Here is a 26,707-nt window from a genome sequence, read left to right on the forward strand (position 1 = left end):
GGCGCTTTTTAAGCTGAGACCATCTTAGGCTCGTCCGCTATAGCTATCAAATCTGCTCTGAAATGCGAAAACCCTCTCCGGTAGATGCCGGAGAGGGTTGCCTCATCGGTCGATGGAGGAACACAGACTGATGGGCAGAGCCGTTTACAGCTGTAGAAGCTTTGATTTCCGTCCAGATTGAAGCTCTTGCACGTAGAGCAGTTGCGCGACCAGGTTACATTCAGTCTTGTCATCAAGGTTTGCTTTACGGCCACGGCCATCGGTCAAAAGCCAGGCGTTTCCGGGCTTAACCACATCGCATTCGATCGGTTTTTCCGGATCAAAACCGGATTTTTTAATCAAGAGATGGCCAGAGCGGTTTTCTGCACCGCCATCCATGCCCTTCATTTCCATACGTAAGGCCCGGTACAAGTGCTGTACGGAGTGTGTTGCAACCATCACTGTTTTCACGTCGTCGCCATCCATCGCGGCAAATCGGAGAACACCTGCCTCTGCCGGAATTGTCGAATGCGAACACGGTGTTTTCTGCACATCACCGAGTGTCGTCCACTCCGCGCGGAGGGTAACGGTTGCTGGTTGCCGCAAGGACACCATTTCCCGGCCAAGCCGCTTCTCGGCAGCCTTTTGCGGATTGCGGTCCGCCCTGTTTGATCGTTGGCTTTGGTTGGCAATGGATGTGCCGCCAATCCGCAAGCGGCGGAAAACAATCACGTCTCGATTGAGGTCCGTGCGCTCAACCCGCCAGCCGGCATCAAGCCAGGAGTTTTGATGGACGAGGCTACCACCCGAATTTGCCCACCAAGTGCGGTGCTCACGGGCACTGCGGGGTAAGTTCGACCCGATAATGCTTTCGACTTCATCCAGCTTCGCTGCCCAGACAACATCATCCATCCGAGCGAGATGTTCTCGCAATGGTTCATATTTTGACATTTGCACAGTCCTTAGTTGACTACGCAAATATACACGTTTTACGAGCGTCGTCTAGATAAAATACCAAGGGTTGTTAACGGTAAAGAGAAACTGGTGCTCCGGTCGCCGTCTGACCGTCAAAACGACCGGATTCACTGGAATAAAGCTGCGCAACGGTCTGCCCGCTTCCGTCCTTCAAGACCACTTGATTGCCATTTAAATCCCAGGCTGAGATCCCCGACAGGACCGGCTCGCTACAACCTCTGGTATTCGCTCTATAGCCGCCAGACCAAGTCGTCAAAGTCATGAATGCCATACAATTATCAGCGCCAGATGCCAGTTTCCAGCCGCCTAACAGGTCAGTCCGGCCCACTTGTTGTGCATTGGCCGGTGCCGTGAGAGTACCGGCGGCACCGGCCGCTCCGGCGCCATTGCTATCTATGGCTGCAACGGCAGTTCCTGCGCCCGGGGCATTAGGATCCAGTGGCTGCAACGCGCCCGAGGCGACCGGGGTGGTTGGTGTCGCAGGGAGCGGTTCAGCATATTTCGGACCGCTGGAAAGCCGCTGACAACCGGCTGCCAGTATCACCAATCCTACAACCAAGCCCATTTTTGCCGCACGTTTCATACCGAATCAGTCCCTTGATGGCGTCCCCACTGTGCCGCCACTCTTAGCCTACAATTTGTCGAAAATCCAAAGGCAGCGCAGAAACTCTACAAATTTCCGTTAGGCGAGCTTATTCCCGGTGGATAGGTCCGGAACCACGAGTAAAAACCTGTAGGCATTTCACCTGTCTCATTTGATGGCTGACAGTGCGGAACAAATGCGGTGCGGCCGGTGACCAAAAAGCACTGTCCAACCAAAGCCAAAAGCGGAGTGGCCAGTTAGAGCCTTCCTCGGCTTACGCTTGGGCCTCTAACGGAACAGATGGATCTATCAGACCGTCGATCGCCAACCAGATGCGCCGCAGATATTCAGAACACGCAGAGAAATCGTCTTTCGGTGCGCCACCTTCCGTAACACTCCACCAATGGCTGGATGTGGTTCCCTTCCAAGCTGGTGGCTGGCAGATCGCTTTCATATCGGAAAGGTAGATGATGCGATCCGGCACCTCCGCATGCGGCATGAGAAACACATCGAGCGGTTTGGGGGTCAAACCCTTTGCGCTGACGCCATGGGCTGTCAACAGGCGGGTTGCATGATTACTGATCCGAACTGCAGGCTGAAGACCTGCAGAAAACGCCCGGATTAATCCGCCGCTCCTTGCATTGAGACATGCCTCAGCCATTGGACCAAGCAAGCTGTTATCGGGACATACAAACAACACAGTGGTTTTTGCCACGGGGCCATCCTCTTGCGACATCGTGCCGGGGGTCCCCGACGTCGCGCATCCCATATCCAATGGTCTGGACTCTATTGTGACACTTCTAGGTTTTGCCTAACTTTCAGCACCACCTGGTCTAAGCCGCTCCAAAACACATCCAAACTGGTTACGTTTCGTCCTGGCGATTTCCGGAGAAGGTATCATAGGCTGCCAAAGCTTCGGCACCGTAGATCATGGAGGGACCACCGCCCATATAGACCGCAACACCAATGGTCTCCATAATTTCCTCCCGGCTCGCACCGTATTTGGCAGCGGCCTTGGAGTGATAAGCCAGGCAGCCATCGCACCGGGCAGCAATGCCGATAGCCAATGCAATCAGCTCCTTAGTTTTTGAATCGAGCACCCCCGGTTTGATCGCGGATCTGGCAACCTCATGAAAGCCTTTGGTTACACCGGGTATTCCTGTTCTCAGATCCGCCATTCTCTTGTCGGTCTGGGAAATAAACGTTTGCCAATCGCTGACGGACATTTTGGTCTCCTGATTGCCGGTAAATTAGGCAATCACTTAAGACCGCTGCACGGCGGTTGGCGTTGATATCACTCAATTTGCGTGCCAATGACCTACGGTACGGACACACATATTTGGAGACATTCATGCCCATTTCCATCTGGTGCATTCTTGTTGCGGCGATCCTTCCCATTCTGTCGGCCTATCCTGCCAAGCTCAGTAAGGAGTTTGACAATTCCAACCCACGCGATCCCAACTACTGGCGCGAGGGGTTTCGGGCCCGGGCACAAGCAGCCCAGGCCAATGGGTTTGAAGCCTTTCCGCTGTTTGCTGTTTCAGTGATCATCGCCATCGGTCAGGGCGGCGCGTCCCCCTGGATCGATCAATTGGCTGTGCTTTTTATCCTTCTGCGCCTTATTTATGTTTTTTGTTACTGGACCAATCGTGCCACGCCACGGTCGATTGCTTGGGGCGCCGCCTTCCTGAGCTGCGTCGGAATTTTCACCAGTCCGCTATGGAGCTAAATGGCAACAGCGAGGGATTTTAAAATTTTGTTTTACCCGTAACATTTGCAAGGCGGGCCAGCTTTGGTTAACGATGCTCGTGTGGATCGAGCAGCGCAACCGTCAGGGGTATAGAGTGCGGACGACAGACCAGACGACCACAACACTGCCCACACGCAATGATTCGGTGGCTTCCCGCCTTCCGGCCGACGAACACATCGTGGATGTTCTTATTGCCGAACGCGGCAAGAAGGTCATGGCCAGCCCTTGGTGGCCTCTCATCCGGCCCTTTGCGCTCAAAATATTGCGGTACCGCTCCGCCGTGGATATGGCCAACACCATTGACCAGATGAGCGCACTCGATGTTTTCCGCCATTTAAGCAATCTGCTGGAACTCAAGGTCAACACCTTGGGCCTGGAGCGTGTGCCGACGGAAGGGCCCGTCGTTCTTGTCTCCAACCACCCAACAGGCATTGCCGATGGTGTTGTATTGTTCGATGCCATCAAAGAGCGCCGTTCAGACCTGGCGATCTTCGCCAACCGCGATGCTATCCGTATCAATCCGCAGCTTGCCGATATGATCATCCCCGTTGAATGGCGCGCCGATTTCAAAAGCCGGGAGAAGTCGAAAGAAACGCTAAAACTTGCGTCTTCGGCCTTTTCACAAGAACGGGTCGTGGTGCTGTTTCCATCCGGCCGGCTGGCGTATTGGCACCAGGGCAAATTGACCGAACGCCCGTGGATGACGTCCGCCTTGGCCCTTGCCCGGAAAAACAAGGCCCCGATAATTCCGATGCACATGGGCGGACGGAATTCCGGCCTGTTTTATTTTCTCGCCCGCGTTTCCACTGAGCTGCGCGACATGACCGTGTTCAACGAACTGCTCAACAAAAAGAACGCTGAGTTCCGCGTGCATTTCGGTAAGCCGATCCGGCCAGACCGACTTGCGGGCGACCTGAGCGAACTGACCGACCAGATGCGGGTCCACTGCGCTGAGACGCTGGCGAGCAATCCGGACGCGGAGTTTTAGATAAAAACGCCGCAAAGCACAGTCATCCACAGGCCGTGCAATTGCCCAAAGACTGCGAATAAGACATTGTGCGCTGAGTTCAGGAGAAACAACCGCACATGTCCGCTTCACCTGCGCAGGCCGCAGAGGAAATTCCTCCGATTCAAGTTTCAACGGCACCGCCGGTCACCGGCGAGGCCAAACCCTTGGCTGTGCTTCAGAAAATCTTCGGCTTCAGCGAATTCCGCGGCAAACAGCAGGCAGTCATCCAAACGCTGGTAGACGGCAAAGATGCGGTTGTGCTGTTCCCGACCGGTGCAGGCAAATCGCTTTGTTACCAAATTCCCGCCTTGTGCCGGCGCGGTGTTGGTATTGTTGTCTCGCCGCTGATCGCCTTGATGAAGGACCAGGTGGGTGCGCTAACGGCCGCTGGGGTCAAGGCGGCCGCATTTAATTCCACGCTCAGCCCAGAAGAGCAGGCGGACCTGAGAGCGCAATTGCAACGCGGCGAACTCGATCTGCTCTATGTGACGCCAGAACGCCTCAGCAACGAAAACTTCCGGCGGCTTCTGGATACGTTGGAAATCGCGCTCTTTGCGATTGATGAGGCCCACTGTGTCAGCCAATGGGGACACGACTTCCGCCCGGAGTATCTCAGCCTGTCCGCCCTTGTTGAACGCTATCCGGGTGTTCCAAGAGTTGCTCTGACAGCAACAGCCGATGCGCACACACAACAGGACATCCAGGCCCGGCTGAAACTGGATGACGCGGAGGTTTTTTCCACCAGCTTCGACCGGCCGAACATCCGCTACGAAATTGTCGAGCGTACCAACCAGCGCCAGCAGCTTCTCGACTTTCTGAAGAAACATAAAGGCGAGTGCGGCATCGTCTATTGCCTCTCCCGCGCCAAGGTTGAGGACATTGCCGAATGGTTATGTTCCAAAGGGGTTCGTGCGCTGCCTTATCACGCAGGACTGCCAACCGAGCAGCGCGCGGCAAATCAGGATGCCTTTTTGCTGGAAGAAGACTTGTGCCTTGTCGCGACGGTCGCATTCGGCATGGGGATCGACAAACCAGATGTGCGGTATGTGGCGCATCTCGATCTGCCCTCGTCCGTCGAAGCCTATTATCAGGAAACTGGCCGTGCTGGCCGGGATGGTGCGCCCTCAGAGGCCTTCATGGCTTACGGCATGGCCGACCTTGTGCAGCGCCGGCGCATGATTGCCGAAGGTGATGCGCCCGATGAGGTCAAACGGGCGGAAAACGCCAAACTGAATGCGCTATTGGGTATTTGCGAAACGGCAGGATGCCGCCGCCAAGCGCTGCTGGCCCATTTTGGCGAAACTTATCCAAAGCCTTGCGGCAATTGCGACACGTGTCTCTCCCCGGTGGAAACCTGGGATGGCACTGAAGTTGCCCAAAAACTGATGTCGGCGATTTATCGTACTGGCCAGCGGTTCGGCACCGGCCATGTCATCGATGTCCTGCTTGGTAAGTCGAGCGAAAAAACAGCCCGGTTTGGCCATGACGGCCTATCCGTATTTGGCATCGGCCAGGATCAGTCGCAGAAGACATGGCAGTCAACTGCCCGCCAGCTGGTGGCCGCCGGTTTTGTCGACGTTGACCACGCTCAATACGGCGCCCTTGTGCTGACCGAAAAGGCAAGGCCGGTTTTGCGCGGCGAAGAAACAATCGATCTGCGCAAGGATCGCAACGCTGCCGGGCTAAAAAACACACGGACGTCTCGCGCGGCTTCCCTTGCCGACGAGCTCGACCAGGAAGACCGACTGCTGTTCGACCGGTTGCGCCGCTTGCGGACTCAGATCGCCCGGGATCAGAACGTCCCACCCTATGTTGTTTTTCCAGATGCAACGCTTGCCGGTATCGCCGCCGCCCGCCCAGTAACGCCGGACGCGCTCCTCGCCGTTTCCGGCATAGGTCAGTCAAAACTTGAGAAATACGGCGACGCCGTCCTTGACCTTGTTGAGGCCTTTGAAGTTGGTGTCTAGAGCACCGGGCGAAAACTGGGCCCTTAAGACCCAGCTTTTGGCAGGCCTTTGAAGGCTTCTTGACCCCATACGGCTTTGACACGGGCATCCCGGCCGCAGGCTTTGCGATACCCCTTGTAGGCATCGGCTCGTGTGACATACCCAAAACGGGTCAGTGTTCGTTTCTGACTCTTATAATAAGCTTGGTGATACTCTTCTGCCGGCCAGAAAACAGCAGCGCCCTCAATTGGTGTGACCACTTTTTGGCCCAGCACTTTCTGAGCTTTGGCGATTTCCTGTTTGGCTGCTTTTGCTTGTGCATCCGTGAGGGGATGAATGGCAGTCGAATAGCCAAAGCCGCGGTCGCAGAACTGCCCCCCGCTGTCGGTCACATCGACCGTTCGCAGGAATATCCCAAGCAATTCACCGTAACTGATTTTGCTTTCATCAAAATCGACCTTCACGACTTCGCGGTGGCCGCCGCGCTCATAGGTCTTGTAGGTTGGGTTTTCAGACGTTCCGCCGCCATACCCGGAAACCACGTCCCGAACACCAGGAAGCTTTTCAAGATCCGATTCCACACACCAGAAACACCCGCCGGCAAAGACGGCTGTTTCGGCAAGGACGGGGGCCGTAGATGCAGCTCCGCTTATAAGGGTCGCAAGTGCAAGCGGGACCAAGCGTTTCATAGAATTCCTCCATCAGTTGCCACCAGAGCTAACGCATCTGTTGATGAAGGCAACTCAACTTCAATGGCTTTTCCGCACAAGCGTGTGAGGCCGTTGTGACCGCTTCAACATACCTGGGGTTTCAAGCCCCTTACCGACAAGTCCCATCTAGTGCTCGTGCAGGCATGAACTTGGCCTAAAGCCTATCCATACTGCACGAACAGTTTATTGGTCTAAGTTTTCTAGCTGCTGGTTGACGGCTGAAGCGGCCGCGCCCCGGTCCAGTCGATCTTTTGTGTTGCGAACATTGTGACAGCCAGCGCCGCGAAGGCGATCATGGCGCCGATCAAAAGCGCATAGTCCTGTTCGCGCATAAGGGCATATAGCGCTCCGAATACCCCGCCAAGCACTAAGGCCATTATCACACCTGCACCCCGGCTTTTTAAAGACGTGCCGACGTAGACCGTATTCAGAACCGTTGCTGCAGAGGCAGCAATCAAATAGGCCGGCCCGTATCCGATATGTTCCGAAAGGGCCAACAGCATCAGATAAAAGATGATCAGAGCAATGCCGACCAGCCCATACTGGATCCAATGAAATTGCCACGCCGACCGGATCTCCAAAACAAAGACTGCCAAAAACGTCAGACTGATGAAGCCAATGGCGTATTTTAGCGATCTGGAAATCGTCTGGTAGAAATTCACCGGTTCGACGAATTTAACTCCCATCACTTTGTCAGACAGCGGCAGTGTGCTGGTCTCCAGCATTTTTGGAATTCCTCGCGCCAGATAGGGGATCGTCCAGGCCGCCTCGAAACCCGTTTCGGTGATTTCCCGGTTTTCCGGAAGGAAAGCGCCGGTAAAGCCAGGATGCGGCCAATCCGACTGCAGCTTAACGGCAGTAGTTTGCCCGGCTGGCGCGACATAGATGGACCTCGATCCGTTCAGTTGCAGGGCCATTTCGAAAGAAAAACCCTTCTGCCAGACCGCAGGCAAGATGGCTGCATTGATGCCGGAACCGCCGTGTTTGGCGAACGGTCCAAGCCCCGGTTCAAACTGGACTGCGGCTGATTTTCTGACGTTAAGTGCAACTTCACTGCGCAAGGCCCGAACATCAGAAATGCCCAACACAACTGCTGCCTTGCCAGCCGCAATGGCAATGGTTCCTCCATGTACGGGTTCAAACATGCCCGGCGGGGGTGCCGAAAACCGGCCAGTGAGAGCAAATTTCCCTTGATAGACTGGCAATTTGTAGATGGATTTCCGGCGCTCTTCCACATCGATCTCTCCAGTTATCTCAAGGCGCTCCGGGAACAAAACCGCGGTCCGGTGCCGAACCTCTTGTTTGTGTTTTTCGCCCTCCCCGACAGGTACGGTCTCGGTGAAAGGGATAACCAAATAAGGGCCATTGACCGTCTGCGTTCCTCCCCAGGAGCGGGCGATATCTGTGGCCACATCGCGGGCACGGTCGGCCCGCTCTTCCACCAGAATCCACACAAGCGTGCTCGGTAGGAGAAGAACGATGGTCAAAAGCCCAATCAGAACACATTTCACAGCCGGTGATTTCAGAAAAGCCGGCAATCTGGGCGATAATTCTGTTTCCGATGAGCCATTTCGCGGCCCCGGCGAGCCTGCCGAAGGGTTTGTCATGTTGTACAATCCTCTGCCTATAGGGCGCCCACAACCATCATCAAAACGAGACAATCAGAGGATAATTTGAAGCCTTGAAGGATTTTCAGAGGTAAAACTGTGGTGCTTGTTTGCCTGCAGACTTGTCAATTTAGGCAGGCAGCGCTGGCGTTAACGTTACTTCTAACAATGGAAATATTCGATCTCAAATTCAGCAAAATCAACAATAAGGCGTAAATTTAACCTTGTGATAATTATATAGATTCTTAATATATTTCGAACGGCTTTTGCCCAAAAGGCCTCCAATCAACGTGAAAACCTGACGGGACCTGTTGTGAACAAAGTTCGGAGAAATCCTTGGCGCTGGTTGAAGTTCAATCAGATTCAACTTTTGATCTCAACAACCTAACCTGCACCTCAATCTGTTTCAGTCGCTGCCCGCCAAACGGCCGTTAACTGTGAAACAGGTTTATACCGGGTTTTTTGACAACCGTGACTTGTCATCGCTCGGGCAGCTGGTTCTTAATATTTCGTAAATAAAAGGACACTGTGTGGATGACCCCGTTGAACACCATGGCTCTTCGAGCCAATGCAGATTTTGTGCGCCGCGCCAACTATCTTCCGGCCCTGGTTGAGCGGTTGGATTTGTTCAAGGCAGAAGCGCATCGCTTCATGCTTGTGGCGCATCTGTTTGACGATACCATGCGCATGATCGATGCCCTTTCTGGCATCATGGATTTCGATTCCATCATCGGTATTCCATATTCATCGGGAAGTGATGCGACCCGCATCAAATGGCAGTCCCGCTACGGCACCATCGTTCATTGCCCGAAGAGCGAAGACGAATTCAAAGACACGCTGGCCGCGGCCATTCAGAAGAGTTTTCTGCTGTGCCGGTCTTCCGGCCAGAAACTGGTCATTCAGGAAGTCGGTGGCTACGTGGTTGAGCTTCTGCATGAACGTTTCGCCGACCAGCTCGATCTTGTCGAAGGTGTCGTCGAAATCACCAAACAAGGCGTGTGGCGCGCCCAGCAGCTGGATCTGCAAGTTCCCGTTCTGCATTGCGCCGACAGCGAGCTGAAACGGCTGGAAGCCAAGCGATGCGGCGAGACCATCGTGCGCTGCCTGGATGGCCTGTCACGCGATCTCGGCAATTCCCTGGCTGGCCGGCATGCTGCTGTGTTTGGCGCGGGCTGGATCGGTTCCGGTGTTGCCCAGGCTTTCCGGCGGCTCGACGTTATTCCGATGGTGATCGATACCGATCCGCTGAAGATTGCAGAAGCCCGTCTCTCCGGTTTGCACGCTGTATTATCGCCAAAAGATCTCGACACATGCGATCTGGTGGTCGGAGCGACCGGCCGCCTGTCGATCACCGAACCGGTACTGGGCCAACTGCGCGATGGCTGCATTGTCGCCAGTGCCAGCTCAAGAAGAATAGAGATCGACGTCGACTATCTGGAAACGATGCCGAGCGCGGACGTACACCCGTCGATCAAAGCTTTCCATTTTCCCAAAGACAATGGTCACGGAGACCGCCAGATTTGCCTGGTGAACGATGGCTATCCCGCAAATTTTATTCCCGGTTCGGGCAGTGTTGCTGATGAGATTGTGGAACTTATCCTCGGTGAACTGATCGTGCTGATGTCTGACATCACACTCTATCCCTTCGAACCAGGCATTCATCGGATTGCGCCTGCCAGCGAGGCGCTTTGTACGCAGCTGTGGATTGAGCAAAGGGACCAACTATGACAGACGTGACCAACGAGTTGACGGTTCACTCACAGTATCTCGTGAAGAAACTGTCCAATTCCAAGCAGAACCTATACGGCACCGTCAAATTCGACGTCGTTTCCCGGAAAATCCGGTCCTGGGCAAAAGGGCGTACGGACGTTCCAAAAATCCTCGATATCGGCTGTTCCACTTCGATTTCAAAAGAGTATCTGGCTGCAACCGGTCTCAATTTCGAATATTGCGGCGCCGACTATGAAGCTGCTTTCCAACCGGATATCGTGCTTGATGCCACCAAGCTGAGCGAACACCGGGAGGATCTGCCTTGGCGTCCAGACGTCATCACTCTGCTCGATGTTCTGGAACATCTGCCCGGAAAGGCGAACGATATAGAATCCACCATGCGCCAGTGCTGCGAAGTGGTGAAGCCGGGTGGGCTGGTTCTGGCTGTCGTGCCGCAGCTTTACCGGTTGGACCGGTTGAAGTTTGACCATCTGCACTATCCTGAACACCAAGTCCGTTTTACCTTGAAGGAATGGATGGACATCGTTGACCGGGCAGCCCACATCGACGAAGTGCACGGCATTGGTTATTTGAGCGTCTTGCCCTACACACCGATGTTCAGCCCCTGGTACAAAGAGCACAACCGGCACGGCAAACTGTTCCATCACCTGAGGTCGAAAACCTTTGAATGGGGCCCTCTGAAACCAGCTGAAATTGGCCTCACCCGGGCTCTCGGCCGTCTGCCCGGCCTGCGTGGCTGGTGCAACAGCACACTGCTGGTGTGTCGAGCCAAGACATAATTCCTCTAAATGACTAGACGCTCCGGCACTTTTTGGAAGCCGGGGCGTTTTATTTAATACGGGTGACCTGAAACACAGGTTTTCAAGTTTCATCACCTTCTCAATTGCGCTCCCCAAATCCGCTTCCTAAGGTGTTGCTGTCTTTCAGTAAAAACCTGTGACCACAGGGAGCTCTTCAATGTCATTGCATAAATCGAATTCAAGCCGTCGCGATGAGGTCTTCGACATCTATTCTCGCGATTTGGCCGAACAATCCTTGCCGAAGTTCAAGATGCCGGACAGAGCATCCCTTCCAGACACCGTATACAATCTGATCCACGACGAGTTGCTGCTTGACGGCAACTCCCGGCAAAACCTTGCCACCTTCTGCACCACCTTTGTCTCTCCCCAGGCGCAGCAGTTGATGCAAGACTGTGTCGATAAGAACATGATCGATCAGGATGAATATCCGCAAACTGCAGAGATTGAACACCGCTGCGTTCATATTCTCGCCGACCTCTGGAACGCTCCGGAAGCCCAGTCGACACTCGGATGTTCAACAACTGGCTCCTCCGAGGCGGCCATGCTTGGCGGGCTGGCACTCAAATGGAAATGGCGCAAACGCCAGGAGGCAGCCGGCAAACCGACAGACAAACCCAATCTGATCTGCGGCCCTGTTCAGATCTGCTGGCACAAATTCGCCCGCTATTTTGATGTTGAATTGCGCGAGCTGCCGATCCTTGAAGGCGAACTTGGTATGACGCCTGCTCAGCTCTCCGAAGCTGTCGACGAAAACACCATTGGGGTGGTGCCAACGCTCGGTGTGACCTTCACCTGCGTCTACGAACCGGTCGAAGAGATTTCTAAGGCCCTCGACAAGATCCAAGCCGAGCGCGGGCTGGATATTCCCATTCATGTCGACGCAGCGTCCGGAGGGTTTATTGCTCCGTTCCTTCATCCGGATGTTGTTTGGGATTTCCGGTTGCCGCGGGTGAAATCCATCAACGCGTCTGGTCATAAATACGGGCTTTCGCCGCTTGGGGTGGGCTGGGCGATTTGGCGCGAGCCGGAAGATTTGCCGGAAGAACTGATCTTCAACGTCGATTACCTCGGCGGTGAAGTGCCAACCTTCGCGCTTAACTTTTCGCGCCCAGCTGGCGAAATCGTAGCGCAGTATTACCAGTTCCTCCGCCTTGGCCGGGAGGGTTACACAAATGTGCAAGGAGCCTGCGCCGAAACCGCCCAGTACCTTGGCCGCGAGTTGGAGAAGACCGGCCATTTCAACATGCTTTACGACGGGGACGGCGGACTTCCTGCAGTCTGTTACACATTAAAAAACAGCTCTGATCGGAGCTATACACTTTATGATGTGTCGGAGCGCCTTCGCATGCGCGGCTGGCAGATTGCATCCTATCCATTGCCATCGAACCGGCATGATACCATCGTCCAGCGGGTCATGGTCCGCCATGGCATGGGCCGGGATCTAATGGCCCTCCTGGTTGAGGACATAAAGCGGACCATCGCCTTCCTCGACCGCAATCCAATGACCAACTCGGAAGCCAAGGCTTCCTTCCATCACGGGAAGTAAGCCGATGAATGATGCCTCTTCTGTAGCCACAGAGCCTAAACCTCAAAAGTCAGCCGCAGCTGGCCAAATCTCAGTACTCGGGCTTGCGATGATGACTGTCGCGGCCGTGGTCAGCCTGCGCGGTTTGCCCCTCATGGCGGTCGAGGGCACGACTTTGTTGTTTTACATCGGTTTTGCAGCCTTCATCTTCCTGATCCCAGCTGCTCTCGTGGCGGCCGAGCTTGGTGGGATGTTCGCCCATTCCACAGGCGGTATCTATGATTGGGTCAAGGCACCTTTTGGGGCGAGGGCTGGCTTCGTTGCCATCTGGCTGCAGTGGATCCAGAATGTTGTCTGGTATCCGACGGTCCTTGCTTTCGCAGCCGCTTCATTGGCGTATGTCATTGGAAGGCCGTCACTGGCTGACAACGGCATTTACACCGGAACAGTAATAATCGCAGCTTACTGGTTTGCCACTGCAATTGCGCTGACCGGCACCAGTGCCGCAGCCCGCTTTACTTCGGCCGGCTTCCTTCTAGGAACAGTTGTTCCGGGCTTACTAATCATAGCGCTTGGAGCTGCCTGGATTGCTGACGGCCATACAATGGCATTCCTGACTGGAGCTGACGGATCAACGACAAGCGCATCGCATTTGCGGTTTTTCCCTCACATCACGGGGCTTTCTTCTCTGGCCTTTTTGGGCGGCATTGTTCTGCTTTTTGCCGGAGTGGAAGTTCATGCCGTCCACGCCAATGAACTGAAAAACCCTTCCCGTGATTTTCCAAAAGCCATTCTCCTGTCGGTGCTGATCATTGTGGCCCTTTTCCTGCTTGGATCACTGGCACTGGCATCAATCGTACCGGCGAACAAAATCGCGCTTGATCAAGGTCCAATGCAAGCTTTCGACATCGCCCTGACGGATTATGGCCTTGGCTGGCTGGTGCCGGTTCTGGCGCTGCTGATTGCCCTTGGCGCACTTGCAGGCGTCATGTCCTGGATCACTGGCCCAAGCCGCGGCCTTTTGAGAACCGCGAAAGACGGCGAGCTGCCTCCGTTCCTGGCGCGAACCAACAAAAACGGTGTGCAAGTCATGATCCTGCTCATTCAGGGCACCATCGTCACCCTGCTGGCATTGCTCTATTTCGTCTTGAAAAACGTTTCAGTTGCCTTCTTCCTGCTCTCGGCCATGACCATCACGCTATACTTGGTTATGTACATGATGATGTATGCCGCTGCTGTGCGGCTGCGCATCACCCGGCCAGACGCTGAGCGCAGCTACCAGGTCCCAGGCGGGTTGCCCGGCATGCTGGCAATTTCTGGTCTTGGATTTGGCGGTGTGGCCTTTGCGTTCGTCACGTCCTTCTTCCCCCCCAGCCAGCTGCCGGTCGGCAGTCCAGCAACTTATGTTGGCGTGGTTGCCGCCGGATTTGTTGTCTTTATCGGCCTGCCAATCTTGATCCACGCGCTGAAAAAGCCGAGCTGGGTCAAAGTAGAAGACGACAGAGATTGAGCTGTTGGTCAGAGAGCAACGAAAAGCTCTCTGACCGAAAACATAATGTCTTAGCGCCGCATACTACAGTGCGGCGCTCTCCTGAAACGGGCGATACCAGCGACGGTCGTTTAGAACGCATGATTGGTCTTCTGGGTGAGTTCGAGACACTCGCCGGTGAGCTTGAACTGATGGCCAGACTCAGCCAACGCCGGGATTAGCCGGTTTCTGAACCTGAAAGATCAATCCCATGACGTCCTTGCCGAGCTCTTTACGCAGCATAACGCACTCTTCCAGCCCGTAATTCAGTCCAGCAGTTTCGGCAGTCTTCCGTAAGTAGGACGGCGCATGACTGTAGCGGCCGGCGTCATGCAGGTGATACGTCCCATCTGGCTGATCCTGCGTTTCAACGCTTGCCAGAAGCACTCCCCCAGGCTTCAGCGCTTTCTCAATGCCTTCAAAAAAGGGTTTGAGATCGCCGAGATAAACAAGTGTGTCGGCACATATGCAGATATCGAACTGGGTCGGCAAATCGGCGTTCAAAAAGGCGACAAGCTCACCTTCAATCAAGAAATCATAGACATTGCGGCTCGCCGCCTTCTTGAGCATGCCGGCGGACAAATCGATCCCGGACAGCTTTGCGCTAACTTCCCGGATCAAGGGCCCGCACAAACCGCTACCACAGCCAAGATCTGCAACATCTTCAAATGGATGCCCCACCTTTGCGGCCAAGGCCTTGACCTTATCAGCAATCAACTGCGGTGTTTCGTAGTTGAGGGCGGTCAAAACCTCATCGAAGGTCGGCGCAAAACTGTCGAAATGGGCTTTGACGTAATCTTCTGGAGCTTGTGAAAGTTGCTCCCCTTTGGCCGCCGCCAAATAAAACTGCGCGTCGGCATCATCTGGATATTTTTCGACCAGCCGTTCCAAATGAGCAATTGCTCTGTCTTCCTGGCCGAGTTGAGCTAGAAACCGAGCACAACGGACCGCAACACCAGCAGGCTCAATTCCCAATTCCAACGCGGTTTCCAATGCCTCGACCGCCTCTTGGGGCCGCTCGGCCCGCCGGAGTGCCTGTCCGTAACTGCACCAGGCTTCCGGGTGTTTCGGAAATTTTTCAGTGATCGCACCCAGCACGGACAGAACATCACCCGCCTTCGCCGTATCGCCTGCAAGCATCGACAAGTTGCGCCAGGCTTCTTCATGGCCGGCATCGGCATCGACCGCCCGGATATACCCTTTCAAGGCGTCCTCGCGCCGTCCGAGCAGCTTGAAAATATTGGCGAGATTGTTGTGCGCGGCGGCATTCATTGGATTGAGCTCAAGCGCATGTTCGATCAAGGCAATCGCATTATCCGGATCGTCCTTGTTGAAGATCAGCAACCCGAGGTAATGCAGCCCATCCGGATGGTCCGGGTTCTCTGCCAGCACAGCTTTATAGGCTTCCAGCGCTGTCTCGCCATCTCCAGACTGATGCGCCTTGATGCCCGCGGCCAGACGGTCGTCAATCTCCATGCCCAAGCTCCCTCAGGGTGATCAGGACATTCCATACCTATCTGACCCTAGGGCAGTTTTTCTGTTTCGGCTAGTGAGCGCCGACTGCTCCCTTGCGGCCAATCATCCTTCATGAGGAGCTTTTATGGGTGGGAACAAACGACTATCACTTGGCTAGAGGTTCGGCCTTACTGGCCTTGAGAAGGCGCCACTAAAGATGGATTGACCGCTTCCAAGGATCCAACCGGCCGCGTTTCGAGCGTTTGCGTCGGGGCGATTTCAACACCCAGCTCTTCCGCAAGGGTCATGATGTCCATGAGAACCTTTTCCTGCCCTTCCAAGAAGTCCGCCCAGCCGGTTACGCTCAAATAGTAGTAGAGGAAAATCTCCAGATACCCTGGGCCGAGCTTTTGTAAATAAACATGCCAGCCTTCCTGCCTAACTTGAGGATTGCTGGTCAAGATTTCTCTGGTCCGCGCGACAAATTCCGACACCTTTGCCGGTGATGTCAGGTCACTGATCCGCAGCGTGTTGTTGCTCAGCCGATACCGCCGATAGCCGTAGTTGACGATACGGCCACCGGAAAGTTTGGAATTTGGGATGGACACAACCAACTCGGATAAGGTCCGGATTTTGGTGCTCCGGATACCGATTTCCTCGACTGTTCCGGCATCAGATCCGATCTCAATGTAATCGCCAATCTGATAGGGCCGCTCGATCAGAACAACAAAAGAGCCGAGAATATCCGAAAGCGTTTCCCTGGCTGCGAGGGAAACCGCCAGGCCTCCAACACCAAGACCCGTCACAATTGAAAGGGCAGGAAGGCCAAACTCTTCGGCCAGTTTGACTGCAACGAAGATGACGATGAAGGCGCCGACAAAATATCCGATCAACCGGATCAGCTGCGTTCTTGCGGATTTGGCATCTGCCCCGATACGCAGAGCGATCACCTCTGCCAGCTGGGACACAATGACAAAACCGAACCAGGCTTGAAAAACATGACTGATGAGCGAAAACAATCCGGCAGTCCAAAGGAGTGCTGTCCCGGTGAGATTGAAATAATCCTCAATCAGGACTTCAGCGTAACTGGCAACGGCGATTGATAGGCCCAGCGCAAGCAATAACCCAGGCCGCCACGGCCGCTCCGTTTTCTCTTCCAGCCGGCCATCCAGACGGAAGCCCGCCGTTATGAAGATCCTGACTGTCGCGCCGAAGAGAAGAAACGTTCCGATCGCCGCGACCCATTGCCAAATGGTTTGGCCGAAAAACTGAAACTGCATCCATTCTGGGATCCGCTCACTGCGGGCCACATGAATTCCGCGCCCTGGCGTCAAAGCATAGGCATCGAAAATACCCGGAGTGGCATTTTCAGAATACGGCAAATGTTTTGTGCGGTTGTACCAGTGTTCGGCGCGGATGACCGTTTGCGGAGTAAACAGGTACTCCCCTTCCCGCGTTCCTTCCGATATCCGATGTATGCGGATATTCGTTCCTGGAATTTGCCAGATCGTGATCGGATTGCCAGCCTCGGTCTCACCGCCTTGCAGGATTCCGGTGTCACTTGATTGACCCGTGGCCAATTCCCGGCCTGGAACCGCGTTGCGATCGGGGAGATTTATGCGGTCAAGAACCTCTTTCAGATAAAGCGCAGCTTCCGGAGCTAGGTAGTCCTGCGAGCGCTTGGACATTTTTGACAAGTCCAAATGCCTGACCGCCGCATTGACCAAGACAACCGACCGTTCGGGATTGTCGCTCCGCCCGATCCGATAGGCCCGGTTCAATGTGCTGATAAAAGAATACAGCGTCGCGCGCGGACTTGTGGTCTGTGCAGATCTCACCACGTCGTTTTCGACCTGAGCCACGACAGATGGTGCCGCGATAGCCAGAGCAAGCCAAACATAAAGACCTACCAGAAAAGTCTTAGAAAGCCGAAGTGCACTCAAGGGCAAGTCCTGGATGGTTCAATATTCACTTATTTGGAGGAACATTTTGCCCCCAATAACCATCAACTACAATGCCCCCTCAATGCCTCCTCAATGCCCCTTGGCTTCTTGCCCTTTGCCTTTGATCATATTCCAGACCGGTTCGATGACCTTGGCGACGATGGGGATCAGGATCAGGCCCAGGATCAGGCCAAAGACACCATCCATCGACGCCGTGGCGAACCAGGCCAGAAACCCTTCGGCGGTACCGATGGTATGAGCAATACCGTGGGCGATGTCGTGGATGGTGGTGTAAAGCCCTTTCAGGCCCAATTCCTTCATTCCATGAATGACGATTGAGCCGCCAACCCACAGCATGGCCGCCGTACCGACGGTCATCAGGATCTTCATGACGCCCGGCATCGCCTTAACGATACCCCGGCCAAACGCGCGGGTGATGCCAAAGCTGCCTTCCCGCGACAGATGCAGGCCAATGTCGTCGGCCTTCACGATCAGCGCCACCGAGCCATAGACCATCACTGTGATGCCGATGGCAACGACGGCCAGGGTGGAGGCTTCCATCCAGATGTTGCTGTCCGGAATTTCGGCCAGCGCAATGGTCATGATTTCCGCTGACAGGATGAAGTCGGTCTTTATCGCCCCGGAAACTTTCTGCTCTTCCAAGTGGGTCGGATCCTGAACCATATCCTTTGGCTGATCGGCGTCGATGTGGTGCGGACTAAAGATGTGCACCACCTTTTCCGCGCCCTCAAAACAAAGATAAGCGCCCCCCAGCATCAGAAGCGGTGTGATGATGCCCGGCAAAAAGGTGTTGAGCAAAAGGCCGACCGGCAGCAGGAAGATCAGCTTGTTTTTGAGCGATCCCTTAGCTATCCGCCAGACGATGGGAAGTTCCCGGGCCGGTGAAAATCCGGCGACGTATTTCGGTGTTACCGCCGCATCGTCGATCACCGCACCGGCGGCCTTGGAGCCCGCCTTTGCAGCTTGGGCAACAACATCATCGACGGAGGCTGCCGCCACCTTGGCAATGGCTGCCACATCATCAAGTAGGGCAAGAAGACCGCTCATGGCCGCTCCAGAATCACTGTTAATCTCAGGGCGCAGACCTTACTGCTTTTTTATGGCAGACCCAATGCAGTGACGAGACTGAAAAGCCCCACCAAGTCAAAGCATCCTGCTGCACCTAAAACTGAACCCACCATTTTTATACAGTTGAAGCGTTTTCCAATGGTGGAGAGGCCTCCCGGTTGTCATCGCCGCCCGGCACCTTGATCCCATGAAGCGTTGCATAAAAGACCGGCACCATGACCATTGTGAGAATGGTGCCAACCGTCAGCCCGCCCATGAGGGTGATCGCCAATCCGATCCAGAACACATCCGGCAACAGAGGAATGACGCCCAGCACGGTTGTTGCCGCTGCCAAGGCCACCGGCCGTAAGCGCGAGGCGCCCGCATTCAAAACCGCATCATAAGCAGGTTGCCCCCGCCCCAGATTGTCATTGATCTCATCAATCAAAACGATGGAGTTCTTGATCATCATGCCGGAGAGACTCATCGCGCCGAGCAATGCCACAAACCCGAAGGGCGTCCCGGTGAACAACAAGCTGGGTGTGATGCCAATGATCGCAAAGGGGATGACCAGAAAGATGACCAGAGGCACCCGGTAGGCATTAAAGAGCGCAACCACGATCAGCGCCATGACAGCCACCGCCGGCAGCATCCCCGGAATGAGGGACGCTTGAGCATCCACAGTGCCTTCGTGTTCCCCGCCCCATTCCATGACATAGCCTGGCGGCAGGTCGTCCGCCAAAGCTTCGAAATCGGCCAGCACTGCAGCCCGGTAAGTCGCGAATGTAACAGCATCGATCTGATTGGCCTGAACCATCAGGGTACGCCGGCGATCCCGCCGGTTGACCATTGGGTTTTCGCTTCTTGTTTCGACACCACTGACCACTTGCGCCAAAGGTACAGGGTTGGTTGAAATCTGAGATTGGATCTGCAGGAACTCGAAGTTATCGACTGCGGCCGTGTCTTCTTCGATATGCCGCAACATGATAGGGATGAGCTCGTCGCCTTCGCGATACAAACCGATCTGCCGGCCGTCATAGGCCCGTTTAGTGGTACGGGCGAGGTCTTCGGGTACGATACCTGTCCAGCGGGCACGGTCCTGATCATATTCCGGTACGGCCTTCCAGACCTTTTCCCGCCAATCGGTGTAGGCAACCTTTGTCCAGGGATGATTGTCGAGGATTGCGACGGCCCGATCGCCGATCGCCCGCAATTCGGTCGGATCTGCATCCGCCGGGCCGATAAACCGGACTTCAAACGGCCACGAATAACTTGGCCCCACACCGAACTGGCGCACAAAGGCTTTTGCTTCCGGATGGTTTTCCCGCATCCAGACTTGCAGCGCTTTGGCGATATCCGGGATTTCGCGATAATCCTCCACATTGACGATCAACTGTGCATAGGCCGGATTGGTTGGCTCTGGATCGACCGGCAGATAAAAGCGCGGTGGCCCTGCTCCAATGAAACTGGCAATCCCGGTGACCCGCTCATCGGTTTCCAGTTTCGATTCAATATTGCCAACGGCGGCCGAAACCGCCTCAATCCGGGTGCCTTCCGGCGCATAATAATCGACCATGAACTTCGTCATGGCCGATGTCGGGAAGAAGAGCTGCTGCACGGAGCCAAACGAAATTCCTGCTGCAACCAGTGCTGCAACGGCAACACCGATCGTCAGATAGCGCGCTCGGATCGCCATCCGGAGAACCCGCCGGTAGACGGCAAACAGTCCTGTATCGAATGCCGCTCCCCCAGCGCCTTCTTTCGGCTCAGGGAGCATGGCAACACATTGCAGCGGCGTTACGGTCATGGAGATGACCCAGCTGGCAATCAAAGCAATGCCGACAACTGAAAACAGCGTCCGGCAATATTCACCGGCGCTCTCAAGCGAGGCAAAGATCGGGTAAAACGCCATGACAGCGATGATGGTCGCTCCAAGCAGCGAAATCGACGGCCGGCTGGCCGCCTCGATCGCGGCTTGTTTTCGGTCCATGCCTTGCGCCATGCGCACGGTCGCGCCATCGGCAACCACAATCGAATTGTCCACCATCATGCCGAGCGCGATGATGAGCGCCCCGAGCGACATGCGCTGCAGGTCGATACCCAGCATCGCCAGAACGATGAAAGTGGCAAGGATCGTCAGCAAAAGACCGGTGCCGATAATGATCCCCATGCGCAGGCCCATGGTCAGCGTCAGAACCACCAGAACAATCACAACGGCCTGAGCCAAGCTGATTAGAAAACTCTTGACGGCGAGATCAACGTCATCTGACTGCCAATGAACCTTGTCGACCTCAATGCCAATCGGCAGCCGCGGTATCAGTTCGGCAATTCGGGCATCAACGGCTTGGCCAACCTTGACCACATTCACCCCAGGCTGAAAGGAGATCGCCAAGCCTATAGCTTGTTTGCCATCGTAACGCATAAGCGCTTGCGGCGGTTCCGCATACCCTTCGCGGATTGTGCCAATCTGACCAAGCCTGATGGAGTTCTGCCGGTCGCTGCGGCCAGCCTGGGCGGCATCTGTTGCCGTCGGCCGGATGACCAGATCTTCAATGTCGCGCGGCGAGAGAAACGCTCCAGTCGGCGCAATCCGCATCCGGTACTCATTGATGTTGACCGAACCGGAATCGACCACCGCATTCTGGTTCTGGATGGTCTGCTCCAAGGTGATTTCAGAAATTCCAAGTTCGACGAGATTTTCCTCGCGCACATCAAAATAGAGAACTCGGCCGCGGTCTCCCCAAAGGTCGACCCGGCCAACTCCATCGACGAGAGACAATTCCCGCTGCAGGAAGTCTGAGTAGTCTTTCAAGTCCCGGTAGGAAAATCCGTCAGATGTCACGGCCATCAGCAGGCCGAAGACATCTCCAAAGTCATCATTGACCGCCGGCCGGCCGGCACCCGGTGGCAAAGAGCTCTCCACATCACGGATTTTACGGCGAAGTGTGTCCCAGATCTGCGGGAGTTCATCGGACCAGAACCTGGGCTGGATCTCGACCTTGATGCTCGAAATGCCAGGCCGGCTCGTGCTCTCGATGTACTTGATTTCCTTAATTTCCTGGAGCTTGAGCTCTATCCGTTCGGTAACTTCCTGCTCCACTTCTTCCGCGCTGGCACCGGGATATGGCGTAGCGATTACAGCGGTTTTGATTGTGAATTCTGGATCTTCCAGCTGGCCGAGCTGGGTGTAAGCGCCGATCCCGCCCAACACCAGCATGATGACGGCAAACCAGACGAACTTGGCGTTTTCTACTGCAAACCGGGCCATGATCAGTTGCCGCCGTTGTCGTTCATCAGGGCAACTTTTTGGCCCTCGCGCAGCGAATTCGCTCCGGCAGTGACAATGATCTCACCCGGTTCAAGACCCTCGTTGATGGCCAGGCCTTGAGTTCGCGGCGCTCCGACTTCGACTGGGCGCGCGGTTACAACATTTGACCCTGAACCAACAATCCAGACATGCGGTTCAGTTTTCCCTTCTGGCGTAAACACAGCCGCCGGCGGAACCACGATGTTGCTGAAGGGCATATACTCTTCCGCAACCTGTCCCTTGGCGCGCCCAGTCATGCCTGGAAGAACCTGAACGTTTTCAGGTTGGTCCATCAACAATGTGACGGGAAATGTGCGTGTTGTCGCCGACGCTTCAGTCCCGATTTCGGTAACTTTCGCCGGGATTTCTTCATTACCGACCGCATCGAAGGTCACCTTCACATCCGAAACGTATTTCGTCAGCCCGATGTAACGCTCCGGAATGTCGATCACCATTTCGATGTGCTCGCTGTCCAGCACACGAAGGACCTGGGTTTGTGCCCGGATTTCCTCGAAATCCTCGACATATTTGGCGACGACCATCCCGTCAAAGGGGGCACCAAGCTCGGTGTAGGACAGGTTCAGCATGGCCTTGTCCAACGCCCCTTGCACGGAAGCAATCGACGCTTTGGTCGAACGTTCGGTTGCTGTGGCCCTGTCTAACAAGGATTGGGAGACATGGCCCCTTTCAAAGAGCTGCCGCTGCCGTTCGGTCTGTTCTCTGGCGTTTTCATAAGTTGCGATCGCGCTTTCCAGATCTGCAGACAAGCGATCTACTTCCGCCTGATAGGGAGCCGGATCGAGAGTGGCAACAACCTGATCCTTTTCCACCTGATCGCCAACTGCGACAGAAATAGTGGTCAGTGTTCCAGAAACCGGAAACGCCAAGGAAACTTCCCGAGCCGCCCGCGCTGTCCCTATGAAGTACCGGCCGTGAAGGTCACTGGCATCTGACACCAACATTGTCCGGACAGGGCGCACTATTTCAGCCACCTCCGGCGCACCGCTGTCATCCTGGCAACCGGTAACAAAAGCCGCGCCACCAAGGGCAAGAACGGCGCTGAGCCGTTTCCCGTTTTCTTTCAAGAAAGACATGATCAGCCACCCTGTCCGTCATTTTCGCATTGAGACATTCTCGATACTACGAAACTCAAACAGGGTATCGTCAAGCGAATTTCCGCAACGTCCATCTTGTTTTAGTTGCAGCAATCTATAACTGAAGCGATTCTGGTGTGTTCTACTGGCGGGATTTTTTTTTGCTTTGAAAAACAAAAAGCGACGCATGACGGCAGCTCTGTTGGCTTACATCTGCCGCGCATCGGTAACCGGATTTCTCCAAGGCGGTTACATCATCGCGCCCGGCGACCTTTCTGTGAAGACGCGGATGTAATCTCCCGGTGAAGAGCCTGCCCAAAAGACCCAAAGGCGGAAGGGGTCTTTCGGATCGACCCAGACATAATCTCCTGGCTCCAGGCCCCGGAGGTCTGTGCTGATGTAATTGACAGAGGTGTTGGCGAGAAAGTCTGTAGCGTCCAGTGTCGCGGGCAGCGCTGCGATCCCGAGGATCGGTGCATCAAAATCGACATACCCTTCGTGAATACCCGCCAGACTGTCGAAAAAGACGTAGTGGCTTGCAACGACTTTGCCTTGCGGAATGATGCCCCGATCACCGCCGATATCGACGCGCAGCGGTTCGCTCAAGAGAATATTCTGATCCTCGTCAAACGCATAAAGATGGTCGGTGTTGAAATTGTCATGGCCGACGGAAAAGGGCTTGGATGTGTCGAGCAGTTTAAACTCGCCATTGCCATTCTGGCGGAGTACTTCGCCATTTATCACCGTCGCGGCTGCAGGCGCGATGCTAAGAAACAGCACTGAAAAGATTGTAATCACCCGAACCATTGCCATCCCCTTTCGCTTCTGGATCTCACTATGTCGCGGGCCTTCATCAACTGACATTGACGGATGCGTGAACAAGAGCGGCTGAGTGCCTTTTCTATTGGAGTGCGGTGCGTGGTTCGAGGCCGTTGATCAATGGCTTTATTTGAGAATGCACGAAAACTGATTCCGAACTACACTCAATACGTGCAACAGAAGGGTGGGGTTCATGCGGCGGTGTTGTTTCGGTGTTGTTGTTCTTGCGATGATCAGCTGGTCCGGCACAGCGTCGGCAACATGGTCTGTCGTGGCAGTGGATCCGGCAACTGGCGAAGCGGGCGGCGCCGCGGCAACCTGCACACCTTGGGCGGCGGCGATCATCGGCGTCGTGCCGGGAAAAGGTGTGATCGTCACGCAAGCTCAGTCGAACAAGACCGCACGCCGTCTAGGTGAAAAACTGCTGCAGAAGGACATGCCGCCGGGCGCCATCATTACCGCAATCACCCAACCGGAGTTTGATCCCGATTTCAAACGCCAACAGCATGGCATCGCATCATTGCATGCAGGCGGTAAAGCAGCCGGTTTCACTGGACGGCGGACAGCCGACTATACGGGCGACCTCCAGGGAACAAACGTCTCCGTCCAAGGCAACATTCTTACCGGCCCGGATGTATTGACGGCCGGGCTTGAAGCATTTGAAGCCGCCGGAAATGACCCTGCAAATACTTTGGCAGACAGATTGCTGAAAGCCTTGGAAGCTGGCGCCGATAAGGGCGGCGACCGCCGGTGCGGAGACCAAACAGCGCTTTCAGCCTATCTCGTGGTTTATGAAAGAGACGCTCTGCCCGGGCAGCCGTCGTTAGAGTTTTCTGCGTCCCAGCTCATTCGCGGCGGCGAGAGTGCTGTCAAACTGCTGCGGGAAAAATACGACAGTTTCCGCCAAGAAAAAACCGAATAGCTCTTGGTCTCAACACGCCTTGCTTGAATTTGCCGACGTCCAGCAAGAGGTTCTCAAATTTCTAAAGGAGACTTTGGAGAAATCAGCGCGACAGCGACTCGCCCGATGCCCGTAGGCACCGCAATCGCAGTCCTTGGACAATGACTGTGCTTCGACCAGACACAACGCTGCGGTTTTCGGCCCACCGTCGAAACGTTAACAAAATGCCTGAAAACCGGAAACAATTTGCTGAAAAGCCTTAGCGCCGTTTTTGCACCTCTTCCCTATGGTGGCTTTAAAGCGCTCCAGTTGGAGCCAAAAAGTTCAATTGGGGGACAGAGGCCATGCTCACGACAGGTTCAGAAGTTGCAACCACAGACGCGGATTTTGGCGATATGGCGGGCCCGGAGGCCGGATCAAATTTCTACCCGATCATGGGGGAAAACATCTCCATTCAAGCGATCGTCGAAGGTTCACTTCTGGCTGAAATCGAACTTGATCCGATTCCCGAATACGGTATCCATCTCTGAGCGGCCTCTGAGGCGCTAGGGCGTTCCTGACAAAAAACAAAAATCCCCGCCCGCTTGGATCGGTTCTAATCTTCTTCCGTGCATACCCAACGGGGCCCCTGCCCCGGTCAGGCCAGCAGGAAGAAACTGTTGTCGCTACACCCCGAGCTTCACCACCACGTTGAGGAGCGTGTCGCGGAGGGATTGGACTTCGTCTTTGGTAAGGTTCTGGTAGATAACGCGCCGGTCGCCAGCCATCACACTTTCCATGGCTCTTTCGACAATCGATGTGCCGGCCTCAGTCAATCGCACGATCTTGCTGCGTTTGTCTGTGTCGTGATCTATCCGGGTCACAAGGCCATCTGTTTCCAGTTGTTTGAGAATTTTGGTCATGCCGCCGGATGTCATCAGCAGAGCACGATACAGATCGCTCGGCGACATTTCCCTCGGCTCAGGACAGCCGCGCAGAGCAACCAGGACCTCAAAGGCGCCATTGGTCAGGCCGTAAGCTTCCAGTTCTTTGGTGCAACTCTGGTCGAGGACTTCGCTGAACCGGCTCATGCTGAGAAACAGCTCGGTTTCAACAGAAACAGCTTCCGGCCAGTTCTGGCGCATCTGCTCAAGGGCTTTGTCCAAGGGATAGGCTTTCGTCATGAGATCCTCGTAAAATGCCTACCGTTTTCTAAATTATACCTTGCCAGAAAGATAGTTTGAATATATCTATCTGGAAAGCTTTTTGGATAGTTAGGCGTGTTATGAGAAGTTTCTGGGATAGAGTTCGGCACTCCGTGCTGTTTGAGGGGATCGCCCTTTCAATCGTCGCAGTGTTCGGAAGCTGGATTACGGGTCATTCCATTTCAGAGATTGGTGTTCTCGGGCTGATCATGTCGTTGATCGCCATGGGCTGGAACTTTGTTTACAACTGGTTGTTCGACAAATGGTATGTGGCCAACCGTGGCACCAAGCCAAGAACCGTCCCCTTGCGTGTTGTCCACGCGATCCTGTTTGAGGCGTGCCTGCTGGCGATCGGCATCATCGCGATCATGTGGTGGTTGCAGCTGGATTTCGTTCAGGCCTTGCTGCTTGATATCGGCTTTGCAGTGTTCTTTCTGGTTTACGCCTTCGTCTACAACTGGGTCTACGATTTGGTGTTCCCGGTTCCGACGACCGAAGCCGCCTGAAGCACTCCTGACACAAAGAAAACTTATCCCCGTCATGGTTCCGTAAACCAATTCAAGGCGCAGGATCCCAGGGTATCAGTACAAGAAGAATGGCCGGTGATCGAGGTTGAAACCAGCTCTCTGGAAACGAGTAGATCCCCGCATAGTGGCGGGGATGACGAAGGTGGTTTGAAACTGCGCTTTTCGAAATCCCCTATTTGTCCCTGACACGGTCCCAATCGAAATAGGAAACCAAACAAAAACCGCCCCGAGTTTCCCTGGAGCGGTTTTCTGTTCTTCGATTTACC

The 26,707-nt window shown here is 54.9% G+C and carries 23 protein-coding genes; 10 read left to right on the forward strand and 13 right to left on the reverse strand.

Annotated elements, in window-relative coordinates; genetic code table 11:
• Nucleotides 1-144 precede the first annotated feature (144 nt).
• From FJ695_RS01770 to FJ695_RS01785, 4 genes are all read right to left on the reverse strand, one after another.
• The gene (locus tag FJ695_RS01770; RefSeq protein WP_141183837.1) at nucleotides 145-930 is read right to left on the reverse strand and encodes a hypothetical protein; all 786 of its coding nucleotides are present in this window, start codon (nucleotides 928-930) and stop codon (nucleotides 145-147) included.
• Between the two features lie 73 nt (nucleotides 931-1,003).
• Nucleotides 1,004-1,537, reverse strand: coding sequence for a protease inhibitor Inh/omp19 family protein (locus FJ695_RS01775; protein ID WP_141183838.1), 534 nt, complete (start codon nucleotides 1,535-1,537; stop codon nucleotides 1,004-1,006).
• A 274-nt stretch (nucleotides 1,538-1,811) separates the two neighbouring features.
• Nucleotides 1,812-2,252, reverse strand: coding sequence for a low molecular weight phosphatase family protein (locus FJ695_RS01780; RefSeq protein ID WP_209010879.1), 441 nt, complete (start codon nucleotides 2,250-2,252; stop codon nucleotides 1,812-1,814).
• A gap of 148 nt (nucleotides 2,253-2,400) precedes the next feature.
• Nucleotides 2,401-2,763 (reverse strand): carboxymuconolactone decarboxylase family protein, encoded by a 363-nt coding sequence (locus FJ695_RS01785; RefSeq protein ID WP_141183840.1) that lies wholly within the window; start codon nucleotides 2,761-2,763, stop codon nucleotides 2,401-2,403.
• Between the two features lie 125 nt (nucleotides 2,764-2,888).
• On the opposite strand from FJ695_RS01785, the gene FJ695_RS01790 reads away from it, so the two are divergent.
• The 3 genes from FJ695_RS01790 (at nucleotide 2,889) to recQ (ending at nucleotide 6,263) form a co-directional block, all read left to right on the forward strand.
• Nucleotides 2,889-3,266, forward strand: coding sequence for an MAPEG family protein (locus tag FJ695_RS01790; RefSeq protein ID WP_141183841.1), 378 nt, complete (start codon nucleotides 2,889-2,891; stop codon nucleotides 3,264-3,266).
• A 115-nt stretch (nucleotides 3,267-3,381) separates the two neighbouring features.
• The gene (locus tag FJ695_RS01795) at nucleotides 3,382-4,275 is read left to right on the forward strand and encodes a 1-acyl-sn-glycerol-3-phosphate acyltransferase (protein WP_141183842.1); all 894 of its coding nucleotides are present in this window, start codon (nucleotides 3,382-3,384) and stop codon (nucleotides 4,273-4,275) included.
• Between the two features lie 98 nt (nucleotides 4,276-4,373).
• Nucleotides 4,374-6,263 (forward strand): DNA helicase RecQ, encoded by a 1,890-nt coding sequence (gene recQ, locus FJ695_RS01800; protein ID WP_141183843.1) that lies wholly within the window; start codon nucleotides 4,374-4,376, stop codon nucleotides 6,261-6,263.
• 23 nt (nucleotides 6,264-6,286) lie between these two features.
• Here the strand turns inward: recQ and msrA are convergent, their stop codons facing one another.
• Entirely contained in the window at nucleotides 6,287-6,931 is a 645-nt protein-coding gene (msrA, locus tag FJ695_RS01805) for a peptide-methionine (S)-S-oxide reductase MsrA (protein WP_141183844.1), read from the reverse strand.
• 221 nt (nucleotides 6,932-7,152) lie between these two features.
• Nucleotides 7,153-8,559 carry a cell envelope integrity protein CreD gene (creD, locus tag FJ695_RS01810; protein WP_141183845.1) on the reverse strand — a complete coding sequence of 469 codons (1,407 nt, stop codon included), beginning with the start codon at nucleotides 8,557-8,559 and terminating at the stop codon, nucleotides 7,153-7,155.
• 534 nt (nucleotides 8,560-9,093) lie between these two features.
• On the opposite strand from creD, the gene FJ695_RS01815 reads away from it, so the two are divergent.
• From FJ695_RS01815 to FJ695_RS01830, 4 genes are all read left to right on the forward strand, one after another.
• Nucleotides 9,094-10,287, forward strand: a complete 1,194-nt coding sequence (locus FJ695_RS01815) for a hypothetical protein (protein WP_209010880.1) — start codon at nucleotides 9,094-9,096, stop codon at nucleotides 10,285-10,287.
• On the forward strand, nucleotides 10,284-11,069 hold the full coding sequence (locus FJ695_RS01820; protein WP_141183846.1) for a bifunctional 2-polyprenyl-6-hydroxyphenol methylase/3-demethylubiquinol 3-O-methyltransferase UbiG: 786 nt from the start codon (nucleotides 10,284-10,286) through the stop codon (nucleotides 11,067-11,069). The genes FJ695_RS01815 and FJ695_RS01820 overlap by 4 nt, the downstream gene beginning before the upstream one ends.
• Before the next feature lie 178 nt (nucleotides 11,070-11,247).
• Entirely contained in the window at nucleotides 11,248-12,636 is a 1,389-nt protein-coding gene (locus FJ695_RS01825; protein WP_141183847.1) for a glutamate decarboxylase, read from the forward strand.
• Between the two features lie 4 nt (nucleotides 12,637-12,640).
• The gene (locus tag FJ695_RS01830; protein WP_141183848.1) at nucleotides 12,641-14,125 is read left to right on the forward strand and encodes an amino acid permease; all 1,485 of its coding nucleotides are present in this window, start codon (nucleotides 12,641-12,643) and stop codon (nucleotides 14,123-14,125) included.
• Nucleotides 14,126-14,305: 180 nt separating this feature from the next.
• On the opposite strand, the gene FJ695_RS01835 is transcribed toward FJ695_RS01830, so the two are convergent.
• The 6 genes from FJ695_RS01835 to FJ695_RS01860 form a co-directional block, all read right to left on the reverse strand.
• Nucleotides 14,306-15,619: a tetratricopeptide repeat protein gene (locus FJ695_RS01835; RefSeq protein ID WP_141183849.1), complete on the reverse strand. Its 1,314-nt coding sequence runs from the start codon at nucleotides 15,617-15,619 to the stop codon at nucleotides 14,306-14,308.
• Nucleotides 15,620-15,786: 167 nt separating this feature from the next.
• Nucleotides 15,787-17,541 carry a mechanosensitive ion channel family protein gene (locus FJ695_RS01840; protein ID WP_141183850.1) on the reverse strand — a complete coding sequence of 585 codons (1,755 nt, stop codon included), beginning with the start codon at nucleotides 17,539-17,541 and terminating at the stop codon, nucleotides 15,787-15,789.
• A gap of 90 nt (nucleotides 17,542-17,631) precedes the next feature.
• Nucleotides 17,632-18,609 carry a DUF808 domain-containing protein gene (locus FJ695_RS01845; protein ID WP_141183851.1) on the reverse strand — a complete coding sequence of 326 codons (978 nt, stop codon included), beginning with the start codon at nucleotides 18,607-18,609 and terminating at the stop codon, nucleotides 17,632-17,634.
• A 136-nt stretch (nucleotides 18,610-18,745) separates the two neighbouring features.
• Complete coding sequence (locus FJ695_RS01850; RefSeq protein ID WP_141183852.1) at nucleotides 18,746-21,877, reverse strand: efflux RND transporter permease subunit; 3,132 nt, start codon at nucleotides 21,875-21,877, stop codon at nucleotides 18,746-18,748.
• 2 nt (nucleotides 21,878-21,879) lie between these two features.
• Nucleotides 21,880-23,010 (reverse strand): efflux RND transporter periplasmic adaptor subunit, encoded by a 1,131-nt coding sequence (locus FJ695_RS01855; RefSeq protein WP_141183853.1) that lies wholly within the window; start codon nucleotides 23,008-23,010, stop codon nucleotides 21,880-21,882.
• Between the two features lie 249 nt (nucleotides 23,011-23,259).
• Nucleotides 23,260-23,817, reverse strand: a complete 558-nt coding sequence (locus FJ695_RS01860) for a hypothetical protein (protein ID WP_141183854.1) — start codon at nucleotides 23,815-23,817, stop codon at nucleotides 23,260-23,262.
• Nucleotides 23,818-24,022: 205 nt separating this feature from the next.
• Between FJ695_RS01860 and FJ695_RS01865 the strand changes: the two genes are divergently transcribed.
• Together FJ695_RS01865 and FJ695_RS01870 are read left to right on the forward strand one after the other, a co-directional pair.
• Complete coding sequence (locus tag FJ695_RS01865) at nucleotides 24,023-24,751, forward strand: DUF1028 domain-containing protein (RefSeq protein WP_141183855.1); 729 nt, start codon at nucleotides 24,023-24,025, stop codon at nucleotides 24,749-24,751.
• 323 nt (nucleotides 24,752-25,074) lie between these two features.
• Nucleotides 25,075-25,260: a hypothetical protein gene (locus tag FJ695_RS01870; RefSeq protein ID WP_141183856.1), complete on the forward strand. Its 186-nt coding sequence runs from the start codon at nucleotides 25,075-25,077 to the stop codon at nucleotides 25,258-25,260.
• Nucleotides 25,261-25,395: 135 nt separating this feature from the next.
• Here the strand turns inward: FJ695_RS01870 and FJ695_RS01875 are convergent, their stop codons facing one another.
• A complete protein-coding gene (locus FJ695_RS01875; protein WP_141183857.1) occupies nucleotides 25,396-25,893 on the reverse strand; it encodes a MarR family winged helix-turn-helix transcriptional regulator in 498 nt (165 codons plus the stop codon).
• Between the two features lie 101 nt (nucleotides 25,894-25,994).
• Between FJ695_RS01875 and FJ695_RS01880 the strand changes: the two genes are divergently transcribed.
• Entirely contained in the window at nucleotides 25,995-26,420 is a 426-nt protein-coding gene (locus tag FJ695_RS01880; RefSeq protein WP_141183858.1) for a PACE efflux transporter, read from the forward strand.
• The last annotated feature ends 287 nt before the right edge of the window (nucleotides 26,421-26,707 follow it).

It is taken from the genome of Labrenzia sp. PHM005 (genome assembly GCF_006517275.1).
Classification (GTDB): Bacteria; Pseudomonadota; Alphaproteobacteria; order Rhizobiales; family Stappiaceae; genus Roseibium.